Source organism: Rhizobium sp. RHZ01 (assembly GCF_014851595.1).
Taxonomy (GTDB): Bacteria; Pseudomonadota; Alphaproteobacteria; order Rhizobiales; family Rhizobiaceae; genus Rhizobium; species Rhizobium altiplani.
Map to the genome: position 1 here is coordinate 1 of NZ_JACUZZ010000015.1, position 22,938 is coordinate 22,938.

The window sequence follows — 22,938 nt, forward strand, 5'->3', positions numbered from 1 at the left end:
GCTCGCGCACCAGGCTGTCCCGCTCGCGGTTCGGCCGCCGTGCGTCCTCCTCATCGACTGTGGGAATCACGGCCATACTGCAGTGGCGCTTCTCGCCGCGCAGCCAGCCAAGAAAGGCGCGCATCAACAGCTCGGTGTCGAGACGATCGGTCTTGGCACGCCGGTGTTCGCGCGACACCGCAACGCTCGAGGGATGGATCACCTGCGCCTCGACGGCTCGGCCCTGCAGCCAGCGCGCCAGCCAGAAGCCGTCGCGTCCGGCCTCGTAGGCAACCGTGATCCGCTTGATCAGTTGTCCCGAATGCTCGGCCTCGTTCCGCCAGCTATGCAACAGCTTCAGCAGTTCCTCCGGATCAGCATCAAGTTTCTTGAGTGGCCGGCGCTCAAGTCCTGGAACAATCGCTGCGACGAGCCACTTCGATAGGCTCATCTCGACCACGACGACCAACGTAGTATCCTCGTCGAAGGCGGCGAGGGACCGGGTCGCGTCAAATGATTCCGACATGAGGGTGCTCCTTTTGGTTTTTTCGACCGCCGAAGGATGACACACCCTCGCCGCTCCCCCCATAGCATCTACAGCGCTGATGAGGGCGCGCTCCCGAGCGGCTTCTCTACCGACGAACTACACCACTCGGCGGGACACGACCTATTTTTCTGCGCGGTGCGTCGAGCAGTGGCAAGTCAACCATTGCGAAAGCACTTCAGGCACGCATCGAGAAACCGTTCTGGCACATATCTATTGATCATCTGCGTGATGCTGGCGTCCTTCCAACGGAGCGTTTTAGAAGCGGCGATTTCCGCTGGGCCGATGTTCGGGCCGCCTTCTTCGACGGATTTCACGGTTCGTTAAAGGCTTACGCAGATGCCGGGAATGCTCTCATTCTTGAGCACATCCTAGATGGATGGATGGATGGCTTGAAACCCTTGTCGGCCTTCTGTCAGGGCATGATGTGTTCTTCGTCGGTGTGCATTGCCCGCTCTAACTTTTGATCGAGCGCGGAGCCTCGCGAGGTGATAGACCACTTGGCAGTGCCAAGCAGGATTTCGAGACTATACATATAGGAAAAGCGTACGACATCGAATTGTAATCCGAGGACGGTACTGAGGCAAACGCGGAGAAACTATTGGCAGCACGGAGAACTGGTAGCCGCTCCTCAAGCTTCGTCCACTGACAGCATTTCCCGAGCGTCCCCGTCAACAAGCCGATGTCAAGTCGCGCTTTGTGGAGACAAATGTTTACGGAACAAACGAACGAGCGTGCATTCCAACGCGGAATCAAGGCCGATTGATCTGCTTCATCGCCATCCGCGCTCATCAAGCATGAGCGCCAGGCGTATGGAATCGATAAATCGCCCATCGATCAATGTACCGCGTCTTTCTACCCCTTCACGGCGGAAACCCACGCGATCGTAAAGAGCTATAGCGCGAGCGTTGTCGGTATGAACAAACAGTTCGATCCGGATTAGGCCCACGTCGGTTGCTGCGTTCAAAGCCGCTTCCATCAAACGCCGCCCAAGTCGGTTACCGCGATAGCCGGGAATAATCCCCATTCCAAGCGATCCACGGTGCGATTGGGTCGGCCGAAAATGGCGAGTAATGTCGCACCAGCCGACGACCCGCCCCTCGTCGAGGGCGACGAACTGCGGATTGCCCTTGTCAATCATGCCGAGTACGAAGCTGCGCGTCTGTGGAAGTTGAGGCGCTTCCAGCATGGTCAAATACTTTCGTTCCCGCGCTACAACGTCGAGCGCCGCGTGGAAACCTTCAATATTCTCCGACGCGATGGGAACTATTTCTATTTTACCTGGCGTACAAATTGATTTGTCGGCTACCCCTTCCCATCGAACTGCGAGCTTCATTGAAGCTCATGCATCCTCGGATTGCAATTGGAAAGTTATGCGACTTTAGAAAGTGTCAACCTTGGTTTCCAAGGACCAGTTCACTATGACGCTTGATACCCCAGAAACGTCCGACGCCGCCAATACCGCGCATTTTAGCTATTCGATATACGGCCGATAAAGCCCGTCATGTTACAACCCTAAGAGGTTTTAGGGGTGAGACATGAAGTTTCCAACATTGGTAGCATTGAGTTCGGCAGCAGCATTCTTGGGAGCCGGTGGCTACACCGTGTTGCCGGAATCCGTAACCGCTCCGATCAAGCATTCGTTTGCCGCACAGACACGGCCAATGATCATTGACAACGGAGTGATCGTCCAACGAGGCACGGACTGCAACATCAAGGGCAACGTCAGCATCGATTCCGGCGAACGCATCTATCACGTACCGGGCCAGCACTACTACGAGGCCACGAAGATATCGCCGCAGTATGGCGAGCGCTGGTTCTGTTCCGAGCAAGAAGCGCGTGCCGCTGGCTGGCGAAAGGCCGGATACTAATCTGACACAGGGGAAAAAGCCGCGCGTGCTGATCGGAAATAATGCCAAGGCCCGCTCCTTCGCGTCAGAGGCAGACACGTTGTCGCCACCAACAGCGGCGAACAGAGGCAGCGAATTGCCGACGCATACACCCATACATTTGCCTCCATCCGACCAAACGAGCGCGACGCTCGACCTCGCATAGTCGCCGGCCTTGAGCGGTTTTAGGCCTCGCCTTCAGCCCTCGCGGACTGGAAGACCTTCGAAGTGCTCTACCGTGCTGTCAAGTCGCACCCAGGGATGTTTCGATTGCTCGAAGACTGACATGGAGGGCGGCACATAGGCCGGGTCGGCAAATGAACCGACCGCCACACCGATCCAGGCCGGCGCGGCTTCGACCTTCCAATAGACGGTCGAGCCGCAAGTCGGGCAAAAATGCATGTGAACCTTGCGACCGCTGTCGGCGGTGCGAACATATTCTGTCGCCGATCCTGTTATATCGACACAATCAATCGCGTAGAACGAGTTGGCGCTGAACGGTACGCCCGTTCTCCGTTGGCATGCAATACAGTGACAGAGCGCCGTCAGTTGCGGCCGTCCCTTAGTGGACAGTCTGAGCGCGCCACAGGCGCATTGGGCGTTGGCCATGGCAAATCCTTCCAGATACGTGGCGAGATCAAGTTAAATTGTGGGGGCTGAAGTGCATGCAAGTATCGCAATACTTGCGCAGGCGATACGAGGGGACGGAGACCATATTCAATGTCAACCATCACGAGCAATAAAAGTATACCATGGATATGCCAAAGTCGAGGTAGTGACCGCTTCGGCCCGAAACGCGCCGCTGTTTTTGCGCTTTTAGCGAACGTCACTAAATTGTGGTGAACAAACTCTCCTAGCATATTCTTATCGCAACCACCGATGACGAGGACCCCATCCATCCATTGCTCCTTGATTGCAGCCCCGATGCAGTCTGCGACGCCGTTTTCACCCCCCCGGCCGATGACCTCCCGGGGGGAGCCTGAGGAACGTGACCGACGCTCGGCCTCGTCACGCCAGCCACTGACCGAAAAGGGGCGTCTTTGTATTTCGCATGATGCCTTCAAGGCCATGCTCGCAGGCCGCTTCGAAGTTATCAATCAAAGCGATCGATTGGGGATTGTCGACAAGGTCCCACATCGGACCGTGACCGCCTGGATAGAATACCGCGTCGAAGGCCTCCGAGCGCATGTCTTCCATCTTCGCCGTAGTGGCGAAAACCTTCTGCGCCGCCTCGTCTTTCTTAAACCGCGCCATGGCGGGCGTCTGGTTCTCTGGTAGGTCGCTTTTCGGATCAACGGGGGGCCGACCGCCTTTTGGCGACACGAGCGTGAGGTCGACGCCAGCGTCCCGAAATACGAAATACGGCGCCGCGCCCTCTTCGAGCCAGAAGCCGGTCTTGCGCCCGGTGCTGCAGAGAATATCGTGTGAGGTGAACACCACCAGGATCTTAATCTGTCCGATTCCTTCCTTTATCGCGCAGCCAACATAAACTGCGCGGGTGCGATTATGTCGACTATCAGCAGTTGCCGCACGTGCACCTAGGTATCGCCGATACCTAAGTAGGGGCCACGCTCCTTCCCTCGAGTCCCCTGCCACCGTTCCTAGAACCTGTCCGATGGTATCGCCGACACTTAGGTGCAATGGCGTTCTTCAAAAATCGATATCACCCTCGCTGCGTTCAGTCTTTCGACCGCAGGAGGCTCCGATGAACACAACGGCAGAGCAGATCCACCTTGTCCGGCGTACGCCAACATACTGGCGGATTACGTTTGACAACCCACCGCTGAACGTCATGGGTCCGAAATTCGTCAAGGAGTTCCGGGAAATCATCACGGCACTGGAAAATGACGAAGACGTGAGGGTCGTCGTCTTCGACAGCGCAGTCGACGGCTTCTTCCTCAATCACAGCGACTTCAACGCAAAGCTGGAGGACCTGACCAGCATTCCCCAGGGGCCGACAGGACTGGAGGCGTGGCCGGACATACTTGTCCGCCTGACTCGGGCTCCCGTGGTGTCCATCGCGCTTATTCGGGGGCGAGCCACAGGAAACGGCAGCGAGATCGCGCTCGCCTGCGACATGAGTTTCGCTAGCCGGGAACACGCTGTGCTGTCCCAGTGGGAGGTCGGGGTGGGCCTTGTCGCGGGCGGCGGCCCCATGGCTCGCCTGCCCAGACTGATGGGCAGAGGCCGGGGCCTGGAGATTCTCTTGGGGTCCGAGGACATCCGTGGAGATCTGGCGGAAGCCTACGGATATGTGAACAGGTCGCTCCCGGACTCCGAGCTCGATGCGTTCGTCGACGCCCTCGCCAGTCGCATCGCGTCGTTCGACAAATGGGCGATTTCGAACACCAAGCGACTTGTGAACGCCGCCGCCTTGCCGCCGGATGTCGAAATCACGGCCGGCTGGGACGCCTGCATGAGTTCCATCGCCCGGCCGGCGGCCCAGAACAGGCTCAAGGCGTTCTTTGAACTGGGATTCCACCGGCCCGGAGACGCGGAGGATCGTATGGGATCCTACCTGCCCCAGCTTGGTCGCTGAAACACGGGTTCGTACACACGCATTCGCTCTCAGCAAAGGATATCGATCATGGACCTGCTAGCTATTGCAAAGAAAATCGCTGACCGCGTGGAAGCGGAATCGTCGCGCGTCAACGTGCCGGTGTCCGTGTCGGTCGTTGACACACACGGCAACATCGTTCTGGAGCACCGAATGAACGGGGCGTTGGCTTTCTCCATGGAGCTTTCTCAGCAAAAGGCTTACACCTCGGCGCTCGTGCAGGTACGCACGGCCGACATTTGCCAGATGGTTCAGCCGGGCCAGGCGCTCTATCCCCTAATGTCTCAGGGGAGATTTTGCGCCATGGGCGGCGGAGCCCCGATCGACTTCGAGGGCAAGGTGGTTGCGGGCGTCGGAGTGAGCGGGGGAACTGTCGAGCAGGACGTCGCGATCCTCGAGGGAGCACTTCTTGGCGTCTAGTAGAGAAACGGACGGTGGCGGCGCGGCCGCCCTCCCGCAGATCCGTTGCTGCGCGTTTGTGCCAAAGATCGGCAGTGGCTAAGCTGCGAGCAGCTCCCGCTGCTCGAACGACGTCATGTTTCGAGCCGACGAAGGGGCTTTTTGAGCACGCAGGTGGCCCACACGCTTGGTATCTGCGAGTTCACGGTCAAGGCCCACCGTGGGCAGGTGAGGAGGACGCGCACACTGCCTCCTCATCAAGATGGCGGCAATTCTTCAGGGCAAGGAAGGATCGACACTGAGCCAATGCACCCGGTGGCATTCACATTTGCGTCATACGCTTCCTACGGCGGAGCCTCCTTGGCTTGGAAACAAGGCGATCATACTGGCGTATATCCCGGCGCCGACCAACCGAGCGATGCTCGCAATTCCTAGCGCAAGATCGAAGCCCTTGTCGGCGTAGCGACGTCGCCGAATGATCGCGAAATGAAACCGCAGACGCGAGTTCCATAGGGTCATTCGGAGATTGTTATTTCGCGTATTGAATTTTCGCTTACATCGAATGCTCGTAATGCTGGAATGACGCCGGCGCGCGCAAGGATAGCAAGTACGGAAAAGAACGGATGGGGACGAAACGATGGCGTTCACCAACTTGACAAATGCTCGCATACCTTGAATCCGTAGGGCGATTTTGACGCACCAGCCACGTGCAAGCAACAACTTGTTAATTCAGATGTGTTGACATATATGGCAACCATAGAGAAACTTGTAGAAGATGAGGTCTTAATCAAGATCGATGTCCTTGATGATGCCACGCTGGAAAAGAGGAAGATCTACATTCTCCCGGAAGTTCGACAGTGGTTTCAGGATGTGCTTCCAACATTGAAAGCTTTCCACGAAGAGGACATCGCTCCGATTAATCAAGTTTGGTCACTCTTTGAAACGTTTTTGACCGGTCATGAATTAGAGGAAGGTGAAGAATACCGGCTCATGCGGCCGATTGAGAACGACGTCTACGAGTTAAAGAGTCCGGACACTCGATTCTATGGATGGTTTGTGCGTGCTGGCATTTTTGTCGTAGTTCGTGCGGATTCTATGGAGCGTGTTCACACCTACGATCTAGCCTCTGGCTATAGAGGCGAGGTTGAAAGAGCGAGAGAAGGGATCGACCTCGATCCGCCAAAATACGTAGTGGGAGCGACGAAGGAACATGTCTTTTCGACTTAAAATAGACCCTCGCGAAGCGGCTAGTACCACATTGATAAGTCGAACCGCGCGAGAATTGCGCAAGGCGTTAAACGTCAGGAAGGCGCATGATGGCATGACGCAGGCGGATGTTGCCGAGGTTCTTGCGACGGACAAAGCAACCTTAACAAAATGCCTGAGTGGCTTTCGAAACATTACGTTGAAAACACTTTCTGACATTGCTTGGGCTCTCGGCGGTGAGGTTGAAATCAACGTCAAGATGTCGAACTTAAAGAAAGGCGCAGAGATCGTTGATTTCGCTGCCTTTAGCGGGATGAAGGGAAATACATTTATTTCCTCGACAACAACTGAGGCGCCGGCAGCAAAGCAGGAAGCAGCCGCCGTGCAAACAGCGGTTTTGAAATATGCGAGGTAATGTAGTCTTTTGCGATGATGTGCGGGTCGAGGCGAGCGGAAAGCACATACTTGTCGGCGTCTATCCAAATGGGTTGGCGTTCACCGGCGGGTTCCCCGCGCTTATACGCATAGTGGTATGGCTTCAAATGGCCGATCTGCCCGGCGGAAAGCACAACGTCGATTTCTTCCTTCGTGGTCCAGGATCGTCCGACAACGATGTTCATCATGGCGGAGAAGTGGATATAACGGCTCCGTGGCTCCCATTAACGTTCTCTATGGGACCTTTCGACGTGCCTGTGCCCGCCTCGGGAGATATTGTCGCATTTATCTCGATCGATGGTGGACCGTTAGAGAAGATCGGGGCTTTAAACGTCGCCCCGCCACTTCGCTGAAACTAATCAGTCAGTTGGGTGTGACCCAACAGAACATCTGGACGCACCGTCTGCTAATTTCATTGCCTTGATGACCGGGGCGGGTCGCATGGTAGAGAAAGCGATGCTCGAGATGGTCGAGCGCCTCGTGCTCCTCGCCGTGTTATTCGGCGAGATGCAGCCAAAGCTAGTCAAGCCGCCAGCGCTTGTTCCATCGAGGGGCCGATGTCAACATACTCCCGGCTCGTGGTTGCGACGGCCCCGTGCACGTTTTTCGATGGAACTCACATGACAAAGAAAGCCGCCCAGATCAGCGCAACTTTACTATTGTTTGTTGTGATGAGCTGCCCTGGAGCACGCGAAGATGGCCACTGTGGGCGAGAGCAGCGTGGCGGTTGGTGGTTTTCGTCGTTCTCACATATCTGGTGGTCCCAGGGACTGGCCCGTCGATGAGGAGGCACACAGGATGGATCACCCGGTCACTCGCCAAAGAACATCGTCAATGTCCCCGGTGACATGTGCCCCCATCACCACCGTTGGCGGGGTGGTGTCGACGTCTTGCTCGAGTGGTCGGACGATGACCACAGGATCGTAACGATGCTTCTGGTGCGGCGCTTACCGAAGATCGTCGAATGAGAGGCATCTCCCGCCCTCGGTCACCATAAGCAAACCTCATATGGCCATGACGCGTACTTATTTGCGTGGCGGAAGGCTCCCGCATACCCTTCTCGAGAGGGTATTGAGAGCATTCGGCCAATCGGTGCAGCGATCGCAAATCTCCCTCGGGAACAACACAAAACGGGAGCAGCTGATGTGGCGAGGCCACGATAGACCCGAGCCTGGCACCTTTCCAAGCCGGGCAGCAGGACAAACACAGTCGAAGTTTAAAGTCGGTTTTATTCTGGCACGGTCGTTTACGCTCTCCGCGTTTTCCTTGTTCGTTGATACATTGAGATTGGCGGGCGATGAATTGGACAGGTCGCGCCGACTACGCGCCGATTGGGAGGTTCTTGCCAATACCCGGCATCTCATTCGATCGAGCTGCGGAGTGAGCGTTGCGCCGACATCGGATCTTGTCGCACCTGAACGCTTTGACGTCATTGTCGTCGTCGGTGGGCTGCTCGGAACCGATCAGTCCTGCGACGCGGAGGCTCTTGCCTATCTCAAGCAGGCGGCAAAGGCACGTGTCCCCCTGATTGGACTATGCACCGGAACATTCATGCTCGCAGAGGCTGGCCTCATGGGCGCGCATCATAACTGCGTCAGCTGGTTGCATGTCGATGAATTCCGCGACCGCTTCCCGCATCTTCGCGTTCGCGCCGATCGGCTCTTCAATTTTGACGGAAGAAGGGGCTCCTGCGCCGGCGGAAGCAGTGCAGCGGATCTGGCTGCGTTCCTGGTGCGATCGCGGATTGGCCCTGCCGCGGCGCAGAACGCACTCGACGTGCTTCAGATAAATCACGCGAGACATTTTACGGACGCCCAGGCTCGTCTGCCGATCCGTCAGTTTACTGGCGACGGCACCATCGATAACCGCGTTAACGCCGTCCTGCTGACGATGGAGCAGAACCTCGTTGCTCCGAAGACAATCGAACAGCTCGCCGCCAGCGTAAGCGTCTCTCGCCGGCAGCTCGAACGCTTGTTCCGGACCATATTGGGGATGTCCCCTGCCCGTGCATATAGCGAGCTGCGCCTCAGACGCGCACACTACCTTCTCATCAATACAGATCGGCGAATAGTGGACATTGCGATTGATGTCGGTTTCGACAACGCATCGCATTTCTCTCGCGCGTTCAGGAAGATCCATGGGAGGAGCCCGACAGCTCTGCGGATCGACGGCGAAACCGTTCCATCAGTGTGATCCTGCAGCCTACGAGCTGAAGGATGACGTGGGCCGGAGGGCGACCAGGATGCCGACATGATCCGTGCTGACGAAGCAACCAGCCCTCTGTCGTCGTTCGATCCGGCATCCCTCACGACGCTCTCCATCACCCTTTTACCGCAGAGGCAATACGCGCGACGGCCGTTGCGGTCACTTTCGATAAGCATCGGTTATTCCTGCATCAGGTGAATAAATTTCTGTAATGTCATTCTCGTCGATAAGTTCGGACTGCTCATCCAATCAGGAGGAATTTCCGATGACCGACGACATGCTTCACGTGATGAAATGGCACAATGGCGCGAAGGAGTTCTCGCCATTTTCCGACGAGGAAATGGCCCGGCGCCAGGAGGGCCTGCGCGACTGGATGGCGAAGAACGACGTCGATGCCGCGCTCCTCACCTCCTACCATTGCATCAATTATTACTCCGGTTGGCTTTACTGCTACTTCGGCCGCAAGTACGGCATGGTCATCGACCACGAGAATGCGACAACGATTTCAGCCGGCATCGATGGCGGCCAGCCCTGGCGTCGAAGCTATGGCGACAACATTACCTATACGGACTGGCGGCGGGACAACTTCTACCGCGCCGCACGGCAACTGACGCGGGGTGCCAGGCGCATCGGCATCGAATTCGACCACGTCAACCTCGAATACCGACGACAGTTGGAAGAGGCACTTCCCGGTGTCGAGTTCGTCGATATCGCCCAGCCCTCGATGTGGATGCGTTCGATCAAGTCGCTGGAAGAGCAGAAACTCATCCGGGAGGGCGCAAGGATCTGTGATGTTGGTGGCGCGGCCTGTGTCGCCGCCGTCAGCGCGGGCGTACCCGAACACGAAGTTGCAATCGCCACGACAAACGCAATGGTCCGCGAGATCGCCAAGTCGTTTCCCTTTGTCGAACTGATGGATACCTGGACCTGGTTCCAGTCAGGGATCAACACGGACGGCGCCCACAATCCGGTCACGAACCGCAAGGTCCAGTCGGGCGACATCCTGTCACTGAATACGTTTCCGATGATCTTCGGCTATTACACCGCACTCGAACGCACCCTCTTTTGTGACCACGTCGATGACACGAGCCTCGATATCTGGGAGAAGAATGTTGCCGTTCACCGCCGCGGCCTTGAGCTCATAAAGCCGGGCGCGCGCTGCAGGGATATCGCGATAGAACTCAATGACATGTACCGCGAATGGGACCTGCTGAAACACCGCTCCTTCGGATACGGCCATTCCTTCGGTGTGCTATCCCATTATTACGGTCGCGAGGCCGGTGTCGAACTTCGCGAGGATATTGAAACGGTTTTGGAACCGGGCATGGTCGTATCCATGGAACCGATGGTCATGCTGCCAGCAGGCATGCCAGGTGCTGGCGGCTATCGTGAGCATGACATTCTGATCATCAAGGAAGATGGGGCGGAGAACATCACCGGTTTTCCGTTCGGTCCTGAGCACAACATCATCCGCAACTAGTGCCTGTCGCACACTATTGAATTGAAGTGGCGGGATAACCCGCCACTTTTCTCGTTTCTGTCAGGATGCCGAGGCAAACTCGGCTTGCAGCGCCTTCGCAATGCCTTCGACGCAGACCTGCAGCAGTATCTCACCCTTCTCGGCGGTCGCTTCCTTCGGGGAGGAAAGCGTGCCGCACACAGGTGTCCACTCAGGCTTGGCGGGATAGACATCATAGGGTGGAAAACTTGCCGGCGCATGGTCGATCGCCCGCTCGAGCGAAACCTGCCGCGGATAAAGGGCAAGCATGAGGGAAGTCTCAAGCACGCCGCCATGTTCCAGATCCCAGCCCGCAAAGCCATTCGGGTAAAGACGCGCAATCGTCGCCTTGTCGACGAAGTCCCAGTAGGAAAGAACCACGATTTTCATGGTCTCGACTCCACCCCATCTCAATTCGCGCAGGGCAAGATCGATGCCTTCGATGATGAACCAGGAATTCTCGAAATGGCCGTTGACCAGGCATATGGACCGTACGCCATGACGCGCAAATTCCTTGATGACGTCCCGCAGGGCAGCCACCAGCGTAGCGCCATCAAGGCTCGTCGTGCCGGGAAGGTGATTGCCGCCGCCGGACTTCTGGTGCGACTTGTAGCCGTAGGTGAAAGGCGGAGCCACAAGGGCTCCGGTCATGCCTGCTACGCGACGGGCGAATTCGACCGGCAGGAGCACATCGACGTTCATCGGCATATGATGGCCATGCTGTTCCATGGAGCCGATAGGGATCAGGATTGGCACCGATCCGTCCCGCACACGGGCATCATAATCAGGCCAGGAAAGTTCTGCGGCAAATACGGTCTGTTGAGACATGAAAAAGCTCCTCACATGGGTCGGAAGCTTTGATTTGATCCTCGTCCATTGATATGGGAAATTTATAATCGTCATCGCCACATAAGGAATGCAAATTGGATGGGCAATATCACGAACTTCCAGACAGACCTGTTGCGGACGTTTGTCTCGGTGGTTGATCTTGGTGCCTACACCAAGGCCGGTGATGCGTTGGGCCGCACGCAGCCAGCAATCTCCTTGCAAATGCGCCGCCTGGAAGAGTTGGTTGGAGCTTCGCTATTGAAGCAGGTCGGTCGCGCGCTTGTGCTGACCTCGGAGGGCGAGATGCTGTTAAGCTACGCCCGCGAGATCCTGCGCCTGAACGACGAAGCTGCTTCCTATTTCAACCGGTCGAAAATAGCAGGCGTGTTGCGCGTGGGTCTGCCGAACGATTATGCCGTTGCATTCCTGCAAGGCGTCATTACCGAATATACCTCCCAGCACCCCGAAATTTCCCTCGAGCTGCATTGTGGCTGGAGCGCGGAAATCCTCGAACGGTTGAATGCCGACGATCTTGATATCGTCGTTGCCATGGCCAACAGCGAACACACACAATATCTATCGCGGTCGTGGATCGAGCGCCCGATATGGGCTGCCGCCGAAAACGGAAACCTGGACACGGTCAAGGGTATACCGCTCGCCGCCCATCCGGAGGGTTGTGCCTATCGCGCCCGCATGATCCAGGCACTCGATGCCGCCAAGGTGCGCTGGCGAATTGCCTATACCGGCCCCGGTATTGCCGGCCTCCAGAATGCTGTTGTCAATGGGCTCGGTGTCAGCGCACTCACACGCTACACGATGCTGCCCGGCATGCGCGCATTGACGCAGGAGGACGGTTTCCCGCCTCTTGCCGAGATCCGGGTCGGATTATTTTACAAGCATCCGCGCCTGTCGGATGCCGGTATTCGGCTGGTCAATCATGTGATCGCCCGGCTTGACGAAGCCGGCGTCTCCGGCGACCCGACACGGCGTCATGTCGAGCTTGACCGCCAATAAGCATTCCAAATGCGGAAATTATTTTAATTAATTTTCCAAATGCAACGGCGCTGCATAGCCTTTTGCCAACAACAGCAAAGGGGAATGCAATGACCAACACCAGTTCTGCAAGATCGACCCGGCGTCAGTTTCTCAAGACCACAGGTGCTCTGGGGGGCGCCATGCTTGCCACCCCCTTGCTGAGCCGCCGCGCCTTCGCCGCACCGACAGAAATCACCATGCTCGCCTGGTACGGTCATGCCGAGCCTGACGTGGTCGCGGACTTCGAAGCCGAGCATAATGTCAAGTTCAAGCCGAAATATTACACCGGCGGCGACAACATGCTGGGCCTGATTGCCCAGTCACCACCCGGCACTTTCGACATCATCCTGTCCGACGCGGAATATGTCCAGCAGCTCAATGCCGCCGGCTATATCGAGGCGCTCGATCCGAAGGACTATCCCTTCGACGACTACTTCCCGGAGTTCCAGAAATTTGCCGGCCACTGGCAGGACGGAACGCTCTATTCGGTCTTCACGCGATTTGGCTTCCTCGGTGTCGCCTACAATACCGAGGCCATCACCGAGAAGGAGGCGATGACCTACAACGTCTTCTGGAACGAGAAGCTGAAGGGCAAGGTCGGTCATTTCGACTGGCATCTGCCGAACCTCGGCGAAATCAGCCTGCTCAATGGCAACGCCGCGCCCTTCGACATCGATGCGACAGCTTTCGAGAAACTGAGAGAGAAAACCATAACGTTGCGACCGCAGATTGGCGGTTTCTTCGACTACGGCGGTACGTTCTCTTCGCTGCAAAACGGCCAGATGCTGGCAATGGCCGGTATCGGCGACTGGATCACCGGTACGCTCGAGAAGAATGGCGCAAAGGTGCGCAGCGTCATCCCCGCCGAAGGTGGACTTCAATGGACCGAATCCTTCTCGATCGGAAAGGGATCGTCAAAGGCGGATATAGCAAAGAAGTGGATCCAGTACATCACCTCGGCAAAGGGCCAGGTGAAGTCTGCAAACATGGCAGCCTACCCGGCGCTCATCCCCAACCAAAAGGGGTGGGAACTGCTCGCAAAGGAAACGCCCGAGGAAGCCAAGCGCCAAGGCATGCTCCTTAACGAAAGCAATGTGATGGACCTCATCCGCTCCGGCCGCATCCACTATCGCCAGATTCCGATACAGCAAGGCCTGGAAGACTGGAACGACTTCTGGTCGGACTACAAGGGCGCATGAGACCTTCCGTCGCCGCGGCCTTGGCAACAAGCGTTACGCCTGTTGCCGAGCCAGACCACGCCACGAAGCGGCCGGCGGTTTCGTCTCGTTCGGGAACCCTAAGAATGCGGAAATCGATCACGCTTTACGGGCTCACCTTTTCGGTGCCGCTCCTTGTCTGGCAACTGACCTTCTTCCTGGCGCCGCTTATCTTCCTCATGGCGCTCAGCTTCTGGACCGTGCGCAACTTTCGCATGGAGCCAGCCTTCGTCTTCACCAACTGGACCTATGTCCTTAGCCGCGGTGTCTTCTGGGAGGCCTATCTCAGGACCCTCGGTCTTGCCGCAACAGCGGCGGCGATCACCAGCGCTATTGCCTTTCCCTGTGCCTATGCCGTCGCGTACAAGCTGTCGGAACAGGCTCGGCGCTGCATCGTCTTCTTGATGGTGTTGCCATTCTTCACCAGCTACCTCGTGCGGATCTATTCCTGGCAGATATTCCTGTCTGACAACGGCATCTTCAATGCCCTGTTTGCCAAGGCAGGTATCGGACCATTCGGAATGCTCAATTCCGTGTTTGGCCAGCTCGTCGGGTATCTCACGCTCAGCTTGCCGCTGGTCATTCTGCTGCAACTGTTCAGCCTGGTCTTTGTCGACAGGACGTTGATCGAGGCGGCGCATAACCTTCGCTGCGGACGCTTGCGCACTGTTGTCGAAGTCGTCATTCCGGCTGCCAAGGTCGGCCTGGTCATTGCAGCGCTGTTCTGCTTCATCCTTACGTTTGGCGACTTTGTAAGCCCCCTCTATCTCGGTGGCGGCGATCCGCCAACACTGTCCATCCTGATCACGGACACCACGAAATCCGGTCAACAATGGCCGCGTGCAGCAGTCATCGCGCTTGTCATGATCGCGACCCTTCTCGCTGTTGCCTTTGCCGCCGTTCGTTTTGCCTATCGGGAGCGCGGGCAATGAACCACAATCGCAACCTGGCGATCGACCTGGCCCTGCAGGCCTATATCGTGCTGGCCCTCGCTTTCATTTTCGCGCCTATCGCCGCAAGCTTTGTCTTTTCCTTCAATGTCGACCGGTTTCCCTCGCTTCCGCTCGGAGGATTCTCGACCGTCTGGTACAAAGCAGTGGCTGCCGACCCGCTCGTCTTTGAAGGCTTGCGCAATACCCTTATCGTCGGCATCGCCGTCTCATGTACTTCGACGCTCCTCGGCTTCGGTGCAGCCTATACTGATTTCCGCTACCGGTTCTTTGGCAAGACGATCTATGTCGCCCTGGCGCTGCTGCCCCCGACGATTCCGGTCGTTATCCTTGGACTTGCGATGCTGGCCTTTCTTTCAAACGTCGAGCTTTCAGGGGCCATTCATTCGGTCATCATTGCGCACGTGGTCATGTGTGCACCGTTTGCGATGGCAATCACCCGCTTGCGGCTTTCACAGATGGACCCGTCGCTGGAAGCAGCCGCATGGAACCTCGGTGCGTCGGAATGGCAGGCAATGCGCAATGTGATCATCCCGTTCTGCAAGCCGGCAATCTTTGCCTCTCTCATGATCACCATGGCCGTGTCCTTTGACGAGTTTGCGGTATCATGGTTCGTGTCCGGTCTCAACGAGACCCTGCCGGTGAAAGTGCTCGGCTTTTTGCAGGGACAAGTCAGCCCGCGCATCAATGTCATCGGCACCTTCGTTTTCCTTGCCTCAATCACATTGGTGATCGTCGCTCAGGCCCTTCTCATGACGCGAGGCAACCCACCATCCTCGATCAACAATGGAGCCCGGCAGTCATGACAGAGCAGCCCCTGGTCGCTTTCGACGGAGTTTCGAAACGCTACGGCAATTTTACCGCCGTCAGCCCAATCCACCTCGAGATCAACAAGGGGGAGTTTCTGGCCATCATGGGCTCCTCGGGTTGCGGCAAGACGACGACACTGCGCATGCTCGCGGGTCTGGAAACACCGAGCGATGGCGAAATCCGGCTTGCCGGCAAACGCATCAACGAGCTGCCGACATGGCAACGCGACACGCCGATGGTCTGGCAGAGCCTGGCGCTCTTTCCCTTCCTCACGGTCCGGGAAAACATCGAGTTCAGCCTGCGGATGCGCGACGTCGCGAAAGAAGAGCGCCGAGAACGCGTCGAGAAGTGGCTGGACCGAATGCAGATCTCGGAGTTCGCCGACCGGAATGTCGCCCACCTTTCCGGCGGCCAGCGTCAGCGCGTGGCGCTTGCCCGCTCGCTGGTCACCGAACCAGAGATCCTGCTGCTCGACGAGCCGCTCTCGGCGCTTGACGCCCACCTCAAGGTCCGGATGCAAACAGTGCTCGCCAACCTGCAGCGTGAGCTTGGGATCACCTTTGTCTATGTCACCCACAGCCAGTCGGAAGCCTTCTCCATGGCCGACCGTGTCGTGATCATGAGCCGCGGCAAGATCGAACAGACAGGCACGCCGCAAGAGATTTACCGGACACCTCGCACGCGCTTCGTGGCAGAGTTTCTCGGTTCGTCCAACATCTTCCCCGGCAAGGTGACTGCTGCCGCTGCAGGCGCGATGAAGATCGCGACGCCTGTTGGCGAATTTCGTGTTGCCGATACCCCTGCCCGGCAATTGTCTGCCGGAGACAAGGCGACGTTTGCGATCTCCAGCGACTGTATTCAGCTGACCCCGGAGCGGCCTTCCGTTGAGTGGAACTGTCTCGAGGCTTCCGTCGTCGGCGAGGAATTCGTCGGCGCCACCGCCGTGGTTCATCTGGAAGCTTCTGGTCATATCGAAATCAAGGCACAAAAGAGCCACGAGGAATTGGATCGCCTCAAGCTCGAGCCTGGCGGGCGGATCTGGGTGTCATGGCGTCCAGAGGCATCACATATCCTTCCCGGCGAGACGTGAGCATCATCATCCCATCGCCCGTTAGCTTCTGAGCACGCCCCGCGACATCATGGGCCGATCGGGTGCGCTGAGGGCGCGACGGCGGAGCCGGCACGCAGGACAACTTGCTCCTTTGCACTCAGTTCATCGACGACCCTTCCGGCCCGGCAAGCGTCGCGGCGGCAAGTCACCTCGTCTGTGGGTCCAACAGCTGGCTCCGCAACGAAAACCCCAGGCGCATCAGCAGCACTGGAACCGCCAGCCCGACGGCAACACACGATGTTGCCGTCGGCGATTGGCTATGCCCATTTTTTAAACCCGGACCTCGCTTGACACTTTTTTAGCCCCTCCATATGGTTTTGAACCAAACGGTAAAAAAAGGGGAACAATCATGACAAAAGACCTTCTCATGTCACGTCGCGCGCTCGTGGCCTCGGGCATTGCCCTGGGCGTCAGCGGGTTGGCGCCGATCGCCCGCGCCGCCGCCCCGTTGAAGGTGGCAGGCATCCATGCCTCGCCTGTCGAGAACGCCTGGAATTCCTGTCTTCACAAGGCCTTGCAGGACGCCGCCAAGGAAGGCGTGATTGAATATGTATTTTCAGAAGGCGTTTCCGGGACCGACTATCCCCGCGCCATGCGCGAATATGCCGAGCAAGGAAACAAGCTGATCATCGGCGAAGCCTATGCTGTCGAAAAGGAAGCGCGCCAGGTGGCTGCCGATTACCCCGACACGGCCTTCGTTCTTGGATCGAGTGGCAAGGAAGAAGGCAGCAATTTCGGCGTCTTCGGCACCTGGAATTACGACGGCGCCTATCTCGCGGGAATGTTGGCAGGCAAGATGACCAAGTCGAACGTGGTCGGCTCCGTTGGTGCCATGCCTATTCCCGAGGTCAACATGCTGATCAACGCCTTCGCCGAAGGTGTCAAATCGGTCAATCCTGACTGCAAGCATCTCGTTGCCTTTATTGGGACGTTCTTCGATCCGCCGAAGGCGCGCGAGGCGGGCCTTGCCCAGATCGATGCTGGTGCGGACATCCTGTTTGGCGAGCGCATCGGCACTGCCGATGCAGCCAAGGAACGCAAGATCAAGGCTGTCGGATCACTGATAGACTATACCCCGCGCTATCCCGACACCGTCTTTGCGAATGCCCTCTGGGGATTCCGGCCCATTCTGAATGCGGCGATTGCCGATGTGGCTGCGGGCAAGCCAGTCGGCCGCAACTACACGGCCTTCGGCCTGATGAAGGAAGGCGGAAGCGACATCGTCTTTGTGAAGGGCGTGGCACCGGCAGACGCGGAAGCGGCCATGGAAGCCAAGCGCGCCGACATCAAGGCCGGCAAGTTTGAGGTGCCGCAGAACATGGAACAGCCCAAGTAATTCGGCCGATCCATGCCCGGCAAACGGCCAGTAGACGCCACCGACGTTTCGGAACTGATCCGTTCCGGCCAACTGACCGCAACGGAGGCGATGCGGCTGTCCCTGGCCGCTGCCACCCGCCTTTCCAGTCTTGGTGCCATTACTCATCTTGATGCGTCCATGGGGATGGCGGCAGCCCAGGCGGCCGACGACGAGCGTCGGTCGGCCCCGATCCGTTTTACTGCGCGTGCGTTTGGTGGGGTGCCGACGCTTGCCAAGGATCTTGGCGGTCCGTTCAAAGGACTGCCGGTTGCAGCCGGTTCACGTCTTTTCAAGCGAGACTCCGGCGATGCGGATTCCGAGCTTGCGGCGCGGTTCCGCGCGGCCGGCCTTTGCCTGTTTGGGCTGACCACGAGTCCTGAATTCGGGCTGTCGCTCGCAAGTGAGCCAACGATTGGTCCGGTCTGTCGAAATCCGCATGACCGATCGCGAACTGCTGGCGGTTCATCGGGTGGTGCCGCCGCAGCTGTTGCCGCCGGCATCGTTTCAACAGCACATGCGACCGACGCTGGCGGTTCCATTCGGGTTCCCGCCGCCTGCTGCGGCCTGGTTGGCCTGAAGCCCAGCCGGGGCGCCATGCCAGCGGGTCCTTCGTTCGGTAATCATCTCGGTGGCATCGCGAGCGAATTCGTCGTGACGCGCTCGGTCCGGGACACCGAGCTCGCTCTCACGGCGTTGAGCGGTAAAGCGCGCGGCCCTTTTCCAGATGTGTCCATGACAGCCCCCCCTTCGTCCCGCCTGAAGATCGGCCTCTTGACGGATACCGGCGTGCGGTTTCCAACCGCCGCTGACCGGCTGGATGCTGTCGAGGCGGCGGCCACCGCGCTCGAGATCGACGGCCACGAGATCGTCCGTCTGCGGTGGAGTGATCTTGAAACCACCGTAGGAGACAGCGCGCGCGTTTTCGAGGACATTGTCGCCGTCAACCTGTTCAACCTGGTCCAGGACCTTGCCCTCGACATGGCAATGGCCGAGCGCCTGACACAGGCAGTCGCCGAACAGGGCAGCGCGATGCCTGCCGCCGCCCTTTGGGCATCGCTGAACAAGGCTGTTCTCGTCAGCCATCATATGTGGGCCCTGTTCGACAAGGTTGATTGCGTTCTGTCCCCAATGCTGTCGTCGGCACCACTTGCGGTCGGTTCGTTCCCATCGGATCATGCCGACATCGAGCTGCATTTCGAACGCATGGCTGCCTTCGCGCCGCTCGCGCCACTCGCCAATGTCTCGGGAGTCCCTGCCTTGACGCTTCCTTTCGGATCAGATGCCGCCGGCCTGCCGCTACCGATCCAGCTGATGGCGCCAATCGGCCGCGATCTGCAGCTCCTGTCGCTTGCCTTCAGACTGGAAGCCGAAGGAAGGTGGCAACATCCCTTCCCAATTGCGGAATCGGCTGCATGACCACCGTGCTCGATATCTCCCGTGTCTCAAAGCGGTTCGGCGACAACCTTGCCAACGACGACATTTCGCTGTCGCTGAAGGAAGGAGAAATTATCGCACTTCTTGGCGAGAATGGCGCCGGCAAGACGACGTTGATGAGCATTCTCTTTGGCCACTATGTGCCAGACACCGGCCGGATCGTGATCCATGGCCGTGAGCTGCCGCCGGGGAGGCCCCGCGAGGCAATCCGGGCTGGCGTTGGCATGGTGCACCAGCATTTCTCGCTCGCGCCAAATCTCACGGTCATCGAGAACATCATGACCGGAACGCAAAAACTCTGGGCGTTGCGCTCGAGTACAAATGCCGCGCGCAGGAAGCTTCTTTCTATTTCGGATCGTTTCGGCCTCAAGGTCGATCCTGACGAGCGACTCGGTGATCTTTCGGTCGGGGAACAGCAACGGGTCGAGCTTCTCAAGGCGCTTTTCAACGATGCTCGAATCCTGATCCTCGACGAACCCACCGCCGTTCTCACCAATATCGAGGCCGAAAGGCTGTTCTCGACGTTGAAGGAGATGGCCCGTCAGGGATTGTCGGTGATCTTCATTTCCCACAAGCTGGATGAGGTCATGGCCGCGGCCGACCGGATTGTCGTGCTGCGCGGCGGCAGGATGGTCGCCGAGCGTCTTCAGTCGGAAACCAGCAAGGACGAACTCGCTGAACTGATGGTGGGTCACCGGGTCAGCCGCCCCGTTCGCGAACCATCGACACCCGGCGCGGTTGTCCTCAAAGGCGTTGGCATCACCTCCAGAGTTGGCGGGGTTGACAGGCTGAAGAGCATCAACTTCCAACTCAGCGAAGGCGAGGTGCTCGGGATCATCGGCGTTTCCGGCAACGGCCAGGCGCCCTTGGCAGCCTTGTTGTCCGGCGTGCTGTCCCGCACGGCGGGTGACCTCATCCTGTTCGGAAAAAATGTCGGCAATCTCGACGTGGCGGACGTCGTAGCAGCTGACATCGGCCGCATTCCCGAAGACCGAAACAAGGAAGGGGCGATCGGCGAAATGGCGATATGGGAAAACGTCGTGCTCGAGCGTCTTCCTGCTTTCTCCCGGGCTGGAATGGTGGACCGCAAGGCAGGCATGACGTTTGCCCGGGAGATCATCGATGCCTTTGACGTGAGAGGTGGTGCGCCGCGCAGCCGTACCCGCCTCCTGTCGGGTGGGAACATGCAAAAGCTCATCCTCGGCAGGAATCTGCAGCAGCGTCCCCGTATTTTGATCGCCGCCCAGCCGGCACGCGGTCTCGACGAGGGCGCAGTTGCCGCCGTCCACGCCCGGATTCTTGAAGCCCGCAGGCAGGGTACTGCGGTGTTGTTGATCTCCGAGGATCTTGATGAAGTGATCGCGCTTGCTGACCGCATCCAGGCGATTGTTGGTGGCAGGCTGTCGCCACCGGTCGACGCGGGCGACGTCGATGCACGCCGCCTGGGCCTGATGATGGCGGGCGACTGGAGTGAGACACCTACGGAGATCAGACATGCGCCTTGAACGCCGCGAGCATCGGCCGGTCTATCTCCTGGTCGGTTCGCCGATCGCTGCCGTCGTCTCAGCACTTCTGCTTGCCGGCATTCTGATCGCAATCGCCGGCGCGCCGGTCCTGGAAGCCTATCGGCGCATCCTGATTGGCGCCTTCGGCTCACGTCTCTCGGCGACCGAGACCTTGACCCGGGCGACGCCCCTTATCCTGACCGGTCTTGCTGCCGCGACGGCCTTTCGGGCGAGGCTTTGGAATATCGGCGCGGAAGGCCAGTTCTACGTCGGCGCTATCGCAGTCGCCGCCTGCGGCTCCAACATGCTGGCAGGCCTGCCGGGCCCGATCCTCATTCCCGCCTTGCTATTGATCGGTGCTGTTGCGGGCATGGTACTGATCCTCATCCCGCTGTGGCTCAGACTGCGCTTCTCTGTTGATGAGGTGGTGACCAGCCTCCTGATCAACTTCATCGCGCTGCTTTTTGTCTCCATGCTGATCAACGGTGTGCTGAAGGATCCAATGGCCTTTGGGTGGCCGCAGTCGCAGTCAGTGGTCGACCATGCCATGCTGCCGAAGCTGGTTGCGCGATCGCGGCTCCATATCGGCCTCCTGATTGCGATCGTCCTTGCTGTCATCATCCATTTCCTGCAGACGAGGACGGTCTTTGGCATGCAGTCACGCGCTGCAGGCCTCAGTCCGCAGGGTGCAGCGTTTGCCGGCGTGCCGCTGACGCGGACCCTGGTCAAGGTTGCCTGCCTTTCCGGGGGCCTTGCGGGACTTGCCGGCGCAATCGAGGTCCTCGGCGTCAAGGGCTACGTCACCACGGATCTGTCTCCTGGCTTCGGCTATTCAGGAATCGTCGTCGCGATGCTCGCCAACCTGAACCCGCTCGGCGTCGTGCTCGCGGCACTGTTCACGGCAACCATGTTCGTCGGTGCCGACGGCATGAGCCGCAGCCTCGCCATACCAACCTACATCGCTGATGTAACGGTAGCGCTGTCGCTCCTGACGATGCTCGTTGCCCTGTTCTTCACCCAATACAGGATCCGGCGATGAACGTTATTGTCGACATCATCTCATCGGCGGGCCTGTGGGCGGCGATCCTTCGAATTGCCACTCCTCTGATCTTTGGCACTCTTGGCGCACTTCTGTGCGAACGAGCCGGCGTTCTTAACCTCGGCATCGAGGGCATCATGACCTTCGGCGCGATGATCGGCTGGCTTGCGGTCTATCATGGCGCTGACCTTTGGACCGGTCTCTTTGTGGCTGCGCTGGCAGGCATGGTGTTTGGTTTCCTGCACGCCGCGATGACCGTTACGCTCGGCCTGTCCCAGCATGTCTCAGGTCTTGGCGTGACCCTGTTTGCCTCAAGCTTCAGTTACTATGTGTTCCGTCTGATCGTCCCCGTGGCCGGCACACCGCCAACGATCGTCCCCTTCCAGCCAATCAGCACCCCTGGCCTTTCCACCGTGCCATTTGTTGGACCGGCCTTTTTCACGCAGACAGCACCCACCTATCTCGCCATCCTCATTGCGCTCCTTCTTGCCTATGTCGTCTTTCGCACGCCGCTTGGTCTTGCAATTCGCATGACCGGCGAAAACCCGCATGCGGCAGAGGCTCAGGGCGTCGATCCGATCCGAATACGCTATGGTGCGGTGATCGTCGGCAGCGCGTTGATGGGCATGGGCGGCGCGTTCCTGACGCTGTCAGCCTTCAACAGCTTCTTCCCGACCATGGTCCAGGGTCGTGGGTGGATCTGCATTGCGCTCGTCGTCTTTGCATCCTGGAGACCCGGGCGTGCGCTTTTCGGAGCGCTGCTCTTTGCCTTCTTCGACGCTTTCCAGCTTCGCCTGCAGACCGTCGTCCAGGGTATCCCCTATCAGATCTTTCTGATGACGCCTTATGTCCTGTCGATCCTGGCGCTTGCCGTCATGGCCCGCCGCGCGCGCGTTCCTCAGGCCCTGATGCAATCCTACCGCCGTGGCGAACGATAAAA

22 protein-coding genes and 2 pseudogenes are annotated in these 22,938 nt (G+C 58.4%); 19 read left to right on the forward strand and 5 right to left on the reverse strand.

All coding sequences use genetic code 11. The features are described 5' to 3' along the window. Positions 1 to 505 (reverse strand): annotated as a pseudogene (locus IB248_RS16505) (IS110 family transposase); the annotation flags it as partial. Positions 506 to 687: 182 nt separating this feature from the next. Here IB248_RS16505 and IB248_RS16510 point away from each other — a divergent pair. Then, on the forward strand, positions 688 to 990 hold the full coding sequence (locus IB248_RS16510; protein WP_348648606.1) for a hypothetical protein: 303 nt from the start codon (positions 688 to 690) through the stop codon (positions 988 to 990). Between the two features lie 305 nt (positions 991 to 1,295). On the opposite strand, the gene IB248_RS16515 is transcribed toward IB248_RS16510, so the two are convergent. Beyond that, entirely contained in the window at positions 1,296 to 1,859 is a 564-nt protein-coding gene (locus IB248_RS16515; RefSeq protein WP_192241242.1) for a GNAT family N-acetyltransferase, read from the reverse strand. 202 nt (positions 1,860 to 2,061) lie between these two features. Here IB248_RS16515 and IB248_RS16520 point away from each other — a divergent pair, with 202 nt between their 5' ends. Then, positions 2,062 to 2,394, forward strand: a complete 333-nt coding sequence (locus tag IB248_RS16520) for a hypothetical protein (RefSeq protein ID WP_169684124.1) — start codon at positions 2,062 to 2,064, stop codon at positions 2,392 to 2,394. Positions 2,395 to 2,610: 216 nt separating this feature from the next. On the opposite strand, the gene IB248_RS16525 is transcribed toward IB248_RS16520, so the two are convergent. Beyond that, complete coding sequence (locus IB248_RS16525; protein ID WP_169684125.1) at positions 2,611 to 3,021, reverse strand: GFA family protein; 411 nt, start codon at positions 3,019 to 3,021, stop codon at positions 2,611 to 2,613. 477 nt (positions 3,022 to 3,498) lie between these two features. Beyond that, positions 3,499 to 3,864: pseudogene (locus IB248_RS16535) on the reverse strand (type 1 glutamine amidotransferase domain-containing protein); the annotation flags it as partial. 253 nt (positions 3,865 to 4,117) lie between these two features. On the opposite strand from IB248_RS16535, the gene IB248_RS16540 reads away from it, so the two are divergent. From IB248_RS16540 to IB248_RS16570, 7 genes are all read left to right on the forward strand, one after another. Beyond that, a complete protein-coding gene (locus IB248_RS16540) occupies positions 4,118 to 4,951 on the forward strand; it encodes an enoyl-CoA hydratase/isomerase family protein (protein WP_192241243.1) in 834 nt (277 codons plus the stop codon). A gap of 48 nt (positions 4,952 to 4,999) precedes the next feature. After that, positions 5,000 to 5,389: a heme-binding protein gene (locus IB248_RS16545; protein WP_192241244.1), complete on the forward strand. Its 390-nt coding sequence runs from the start codon at positions 5,000 to 5,002 to the stop codon at positions 5,387 to 5,389. A 726-nt stretch (positions 5,390 to 6,115) separates the two neighbouring features. After that, entirely contained in the window at positions 6,116 to 6,595 is a 480-nt protein-coding gene (locus IB248_RS16550) for a hypothetical protein (protein ID WP_169684130.1), read from the forward strand. Between the two features lie 94 nt (positions 6,596 to 6,689). After that, complete coding sequence (locus IB248_RS16555) at positions 6,690 to 6,989, forward strand: helix-turn-helix transcriptional regulator (protein ID WP_169684132.1); 300 nt, start codon at positions 6,690 to 6,692, stop codon at positions 6,987 to 6,989. A 127-nt stretch (positions 6,990 to 7,116) separates the two neighbouring features. Continuing rightward, entirely contained in the window at positions 7,117 to 7,362 is a 246-nt protein-coding gene (locus IB248_RS16560; RefSeq protein WP_169684133.1) for a hypothetical protein, read from the forward strand. 790 nt (positions 7,363 to 8,152) lie between these two features. Continuing rightward, positions 8,153 to 9,202 carry a GlxA family transcriptional regulator gene (locus tag IB248_RS16565; RefSeq protein WP_192241245.1) on the forward strand — a complete coding sequence of 350 codons (1,050 nt, stop codon included), beginning with the start codon at positions 8,153 to 8,155 and terminating at the stop codon, positions 9,200 to 9,202. A 277-nt stretch (positions 9,203 to 9,479) separates the two neighbouring features. Continuing rightward, positions 9,480 to 10,694, forward strand: coding sequence for a M24 family metallopeptidase (locus IB248_RS16570; protein WP_192241246.1), 1,215 nt, complete (start codon positions 9,480 to 9,482; stop codon positions 10,692 to 10,694). 60 nt (positions 10,695 to 10,754) lie between these two features. On the opposite strand, the gene IB248_RS16575 is transcribed toward IB248_RS16570, so the two are convergent. Beyond that, positions 10,755 to 11,540 (reverse strand): creatininase, encoded by a 786-nt coding sequence (locus tag IB248_RS16575; RefSeq protein WP_192241247.1) that lies wholly within the window; start codon positions 11,538 to 11,540, stop codon positions 10,755 to 10,757. Positions 11,541 to 11,639: 99 nt separating this feature from the next. Here IB248_RS16575 and IB248_RS16580 point away from each other — a divergent pair, with 99 nt between their 5' ends. The 10 genes from IB248_RS16580 to IB248_RS16625 all read left to right on the forward strand — a co-directional run bounded on the left by IB248_RS16580 (position 11,640) and on the right by IB248_RS16625 (position 22,936). Continuing rightward, a complete protein-coding gene (locus IB248_RS16580; RefSeq protein WP_192241248.1) occupies positions 11,640 to 12,554 on the forward strand; it encodes a LysR substrate-binding domain-containing protein in 915 nt (304 codons plus the stop codon). Positions 12,555 to 12,643: 89 nt separating this feature from the next. Continuing rightward, a complete protein-coding gene (locus tag IB248_RS16585; RefSeq protein ID WP_192241249.1) occupies positions 12,644 to 13,774 on the forward strand; it encodes an extracellular solute-binding protein in 1,131 nt (376 codons plus the stop codon). A gap of 104 nt (positions 13,775 to 13,878) precedes the next feature. Next, positions 13,879 to 14,724: an ABC transporter permease gene (locus tag IB248_RS16590; protein ID WP_192241250.1), complete on the forward strand. Its 846-nt coding sequence runs from the start codon at positions 13,879 to 13,881 to the stop codon at positions 14,722 to 14,724. After that, complete coding sequence (locus tag IB248_RS16595; protein ID WP_192241251.1) at positions 14,721 to 15,548, forward strand: ABC transporter permease; 828 nt, start codon at positions 14,721 to 14,723, stop codon at positions 15,546 to 15,548. Before IB248_RS16590 ends, IB248_RS16595 begins: the two co-directional genes overlap by 4 nt. Further along, positions 15,545 to 16,642: an ABC transporter ATP-binding protein gene (locus IB248_RS16600; RefSeq protein WP_192241252.1), complete on the forward strand. Its 1,098-nt coding sequence runs from the start codon at positions 15,545 to 15,547 to the stop codon at positions 16,640 to 16,642. Before IB248_RS16595 ends, IB248_RS16600 begins: the two co-directional genes overlap by 4 nt. 370 nt (positions 16,643 to 17,012) lie before the next feature. Further along, positions 17,013 to 17,999 carry a BMP family protein gene (locus IB248_RS16605; RefSeq protein ID WP_192241253.1) on the forward strand — a complete coding sequence of 329 codons (987 nt, stop codon included), beginning with the start codon at positions 17,013 to 17,015 and terminating at the stop codon, positions 17,997 to 17,999. A gap of 12 nt (positions 18,000 to 18,011) precedes the next feature. Further along, positions 18,012 to 19,436: an amidase gene (locus IB248_RS16610; protein ID WP_192241254.1), complete on the forward strand. Its 1,425-nt coding sequence runs from the start codon at positions 18,012 to 18,014 to the stop codon at positions 19,434 to 19,436. Next, on the forward strand, positions 19,433 to 20,959 hold the full coding sequence (locus IB248_RS16615) for an ABC transporter ATP-binding protein (protein WP_169684444.1): 1,527 nt from the start codon (positions 19,433 to 19,435) through the stop codon (positions 20,957 to 20,959). Before IB248_RS16610 ends, IB248_RS16615 begins: the two co-directional genes overlap by 4 nt. Continuing rightward, positions 20,949 to 21,998 (forward strand): ABC transporter permease, encoded by a 1,050-nt coding sequence (locus IB248_RS16620; RefSeq protein WP_018860270.1) that lies wholly within the window; start codon positions 20,949 to 20,951, stop codon positions 21,996 to 21,998. The genes IB248_RS16615 and IB248_RS16620 overlap by 11 nt, the downstream gene beginning before the upstream one ends. Then, the gene (locus tag IB248_RS16625) at positions 21,995 to 22,936 is read left to right on the forward strand and encodes an ABC transporter permease (protein ID WP_192241255.1); all 942 of its coding nucleotides are present in this window, start codon (positions 21,995 to 21,997) and stop codon (positions 22,934 to 22,936) included. The genes IB248_RS16620 and IB248_RS16625 overlap by 4 nt, the downstream gene beginning before the upstream one ends. The last annotated feature ends 2 nt before the right edge of the window (positions 22,937 to 22,938 follow it).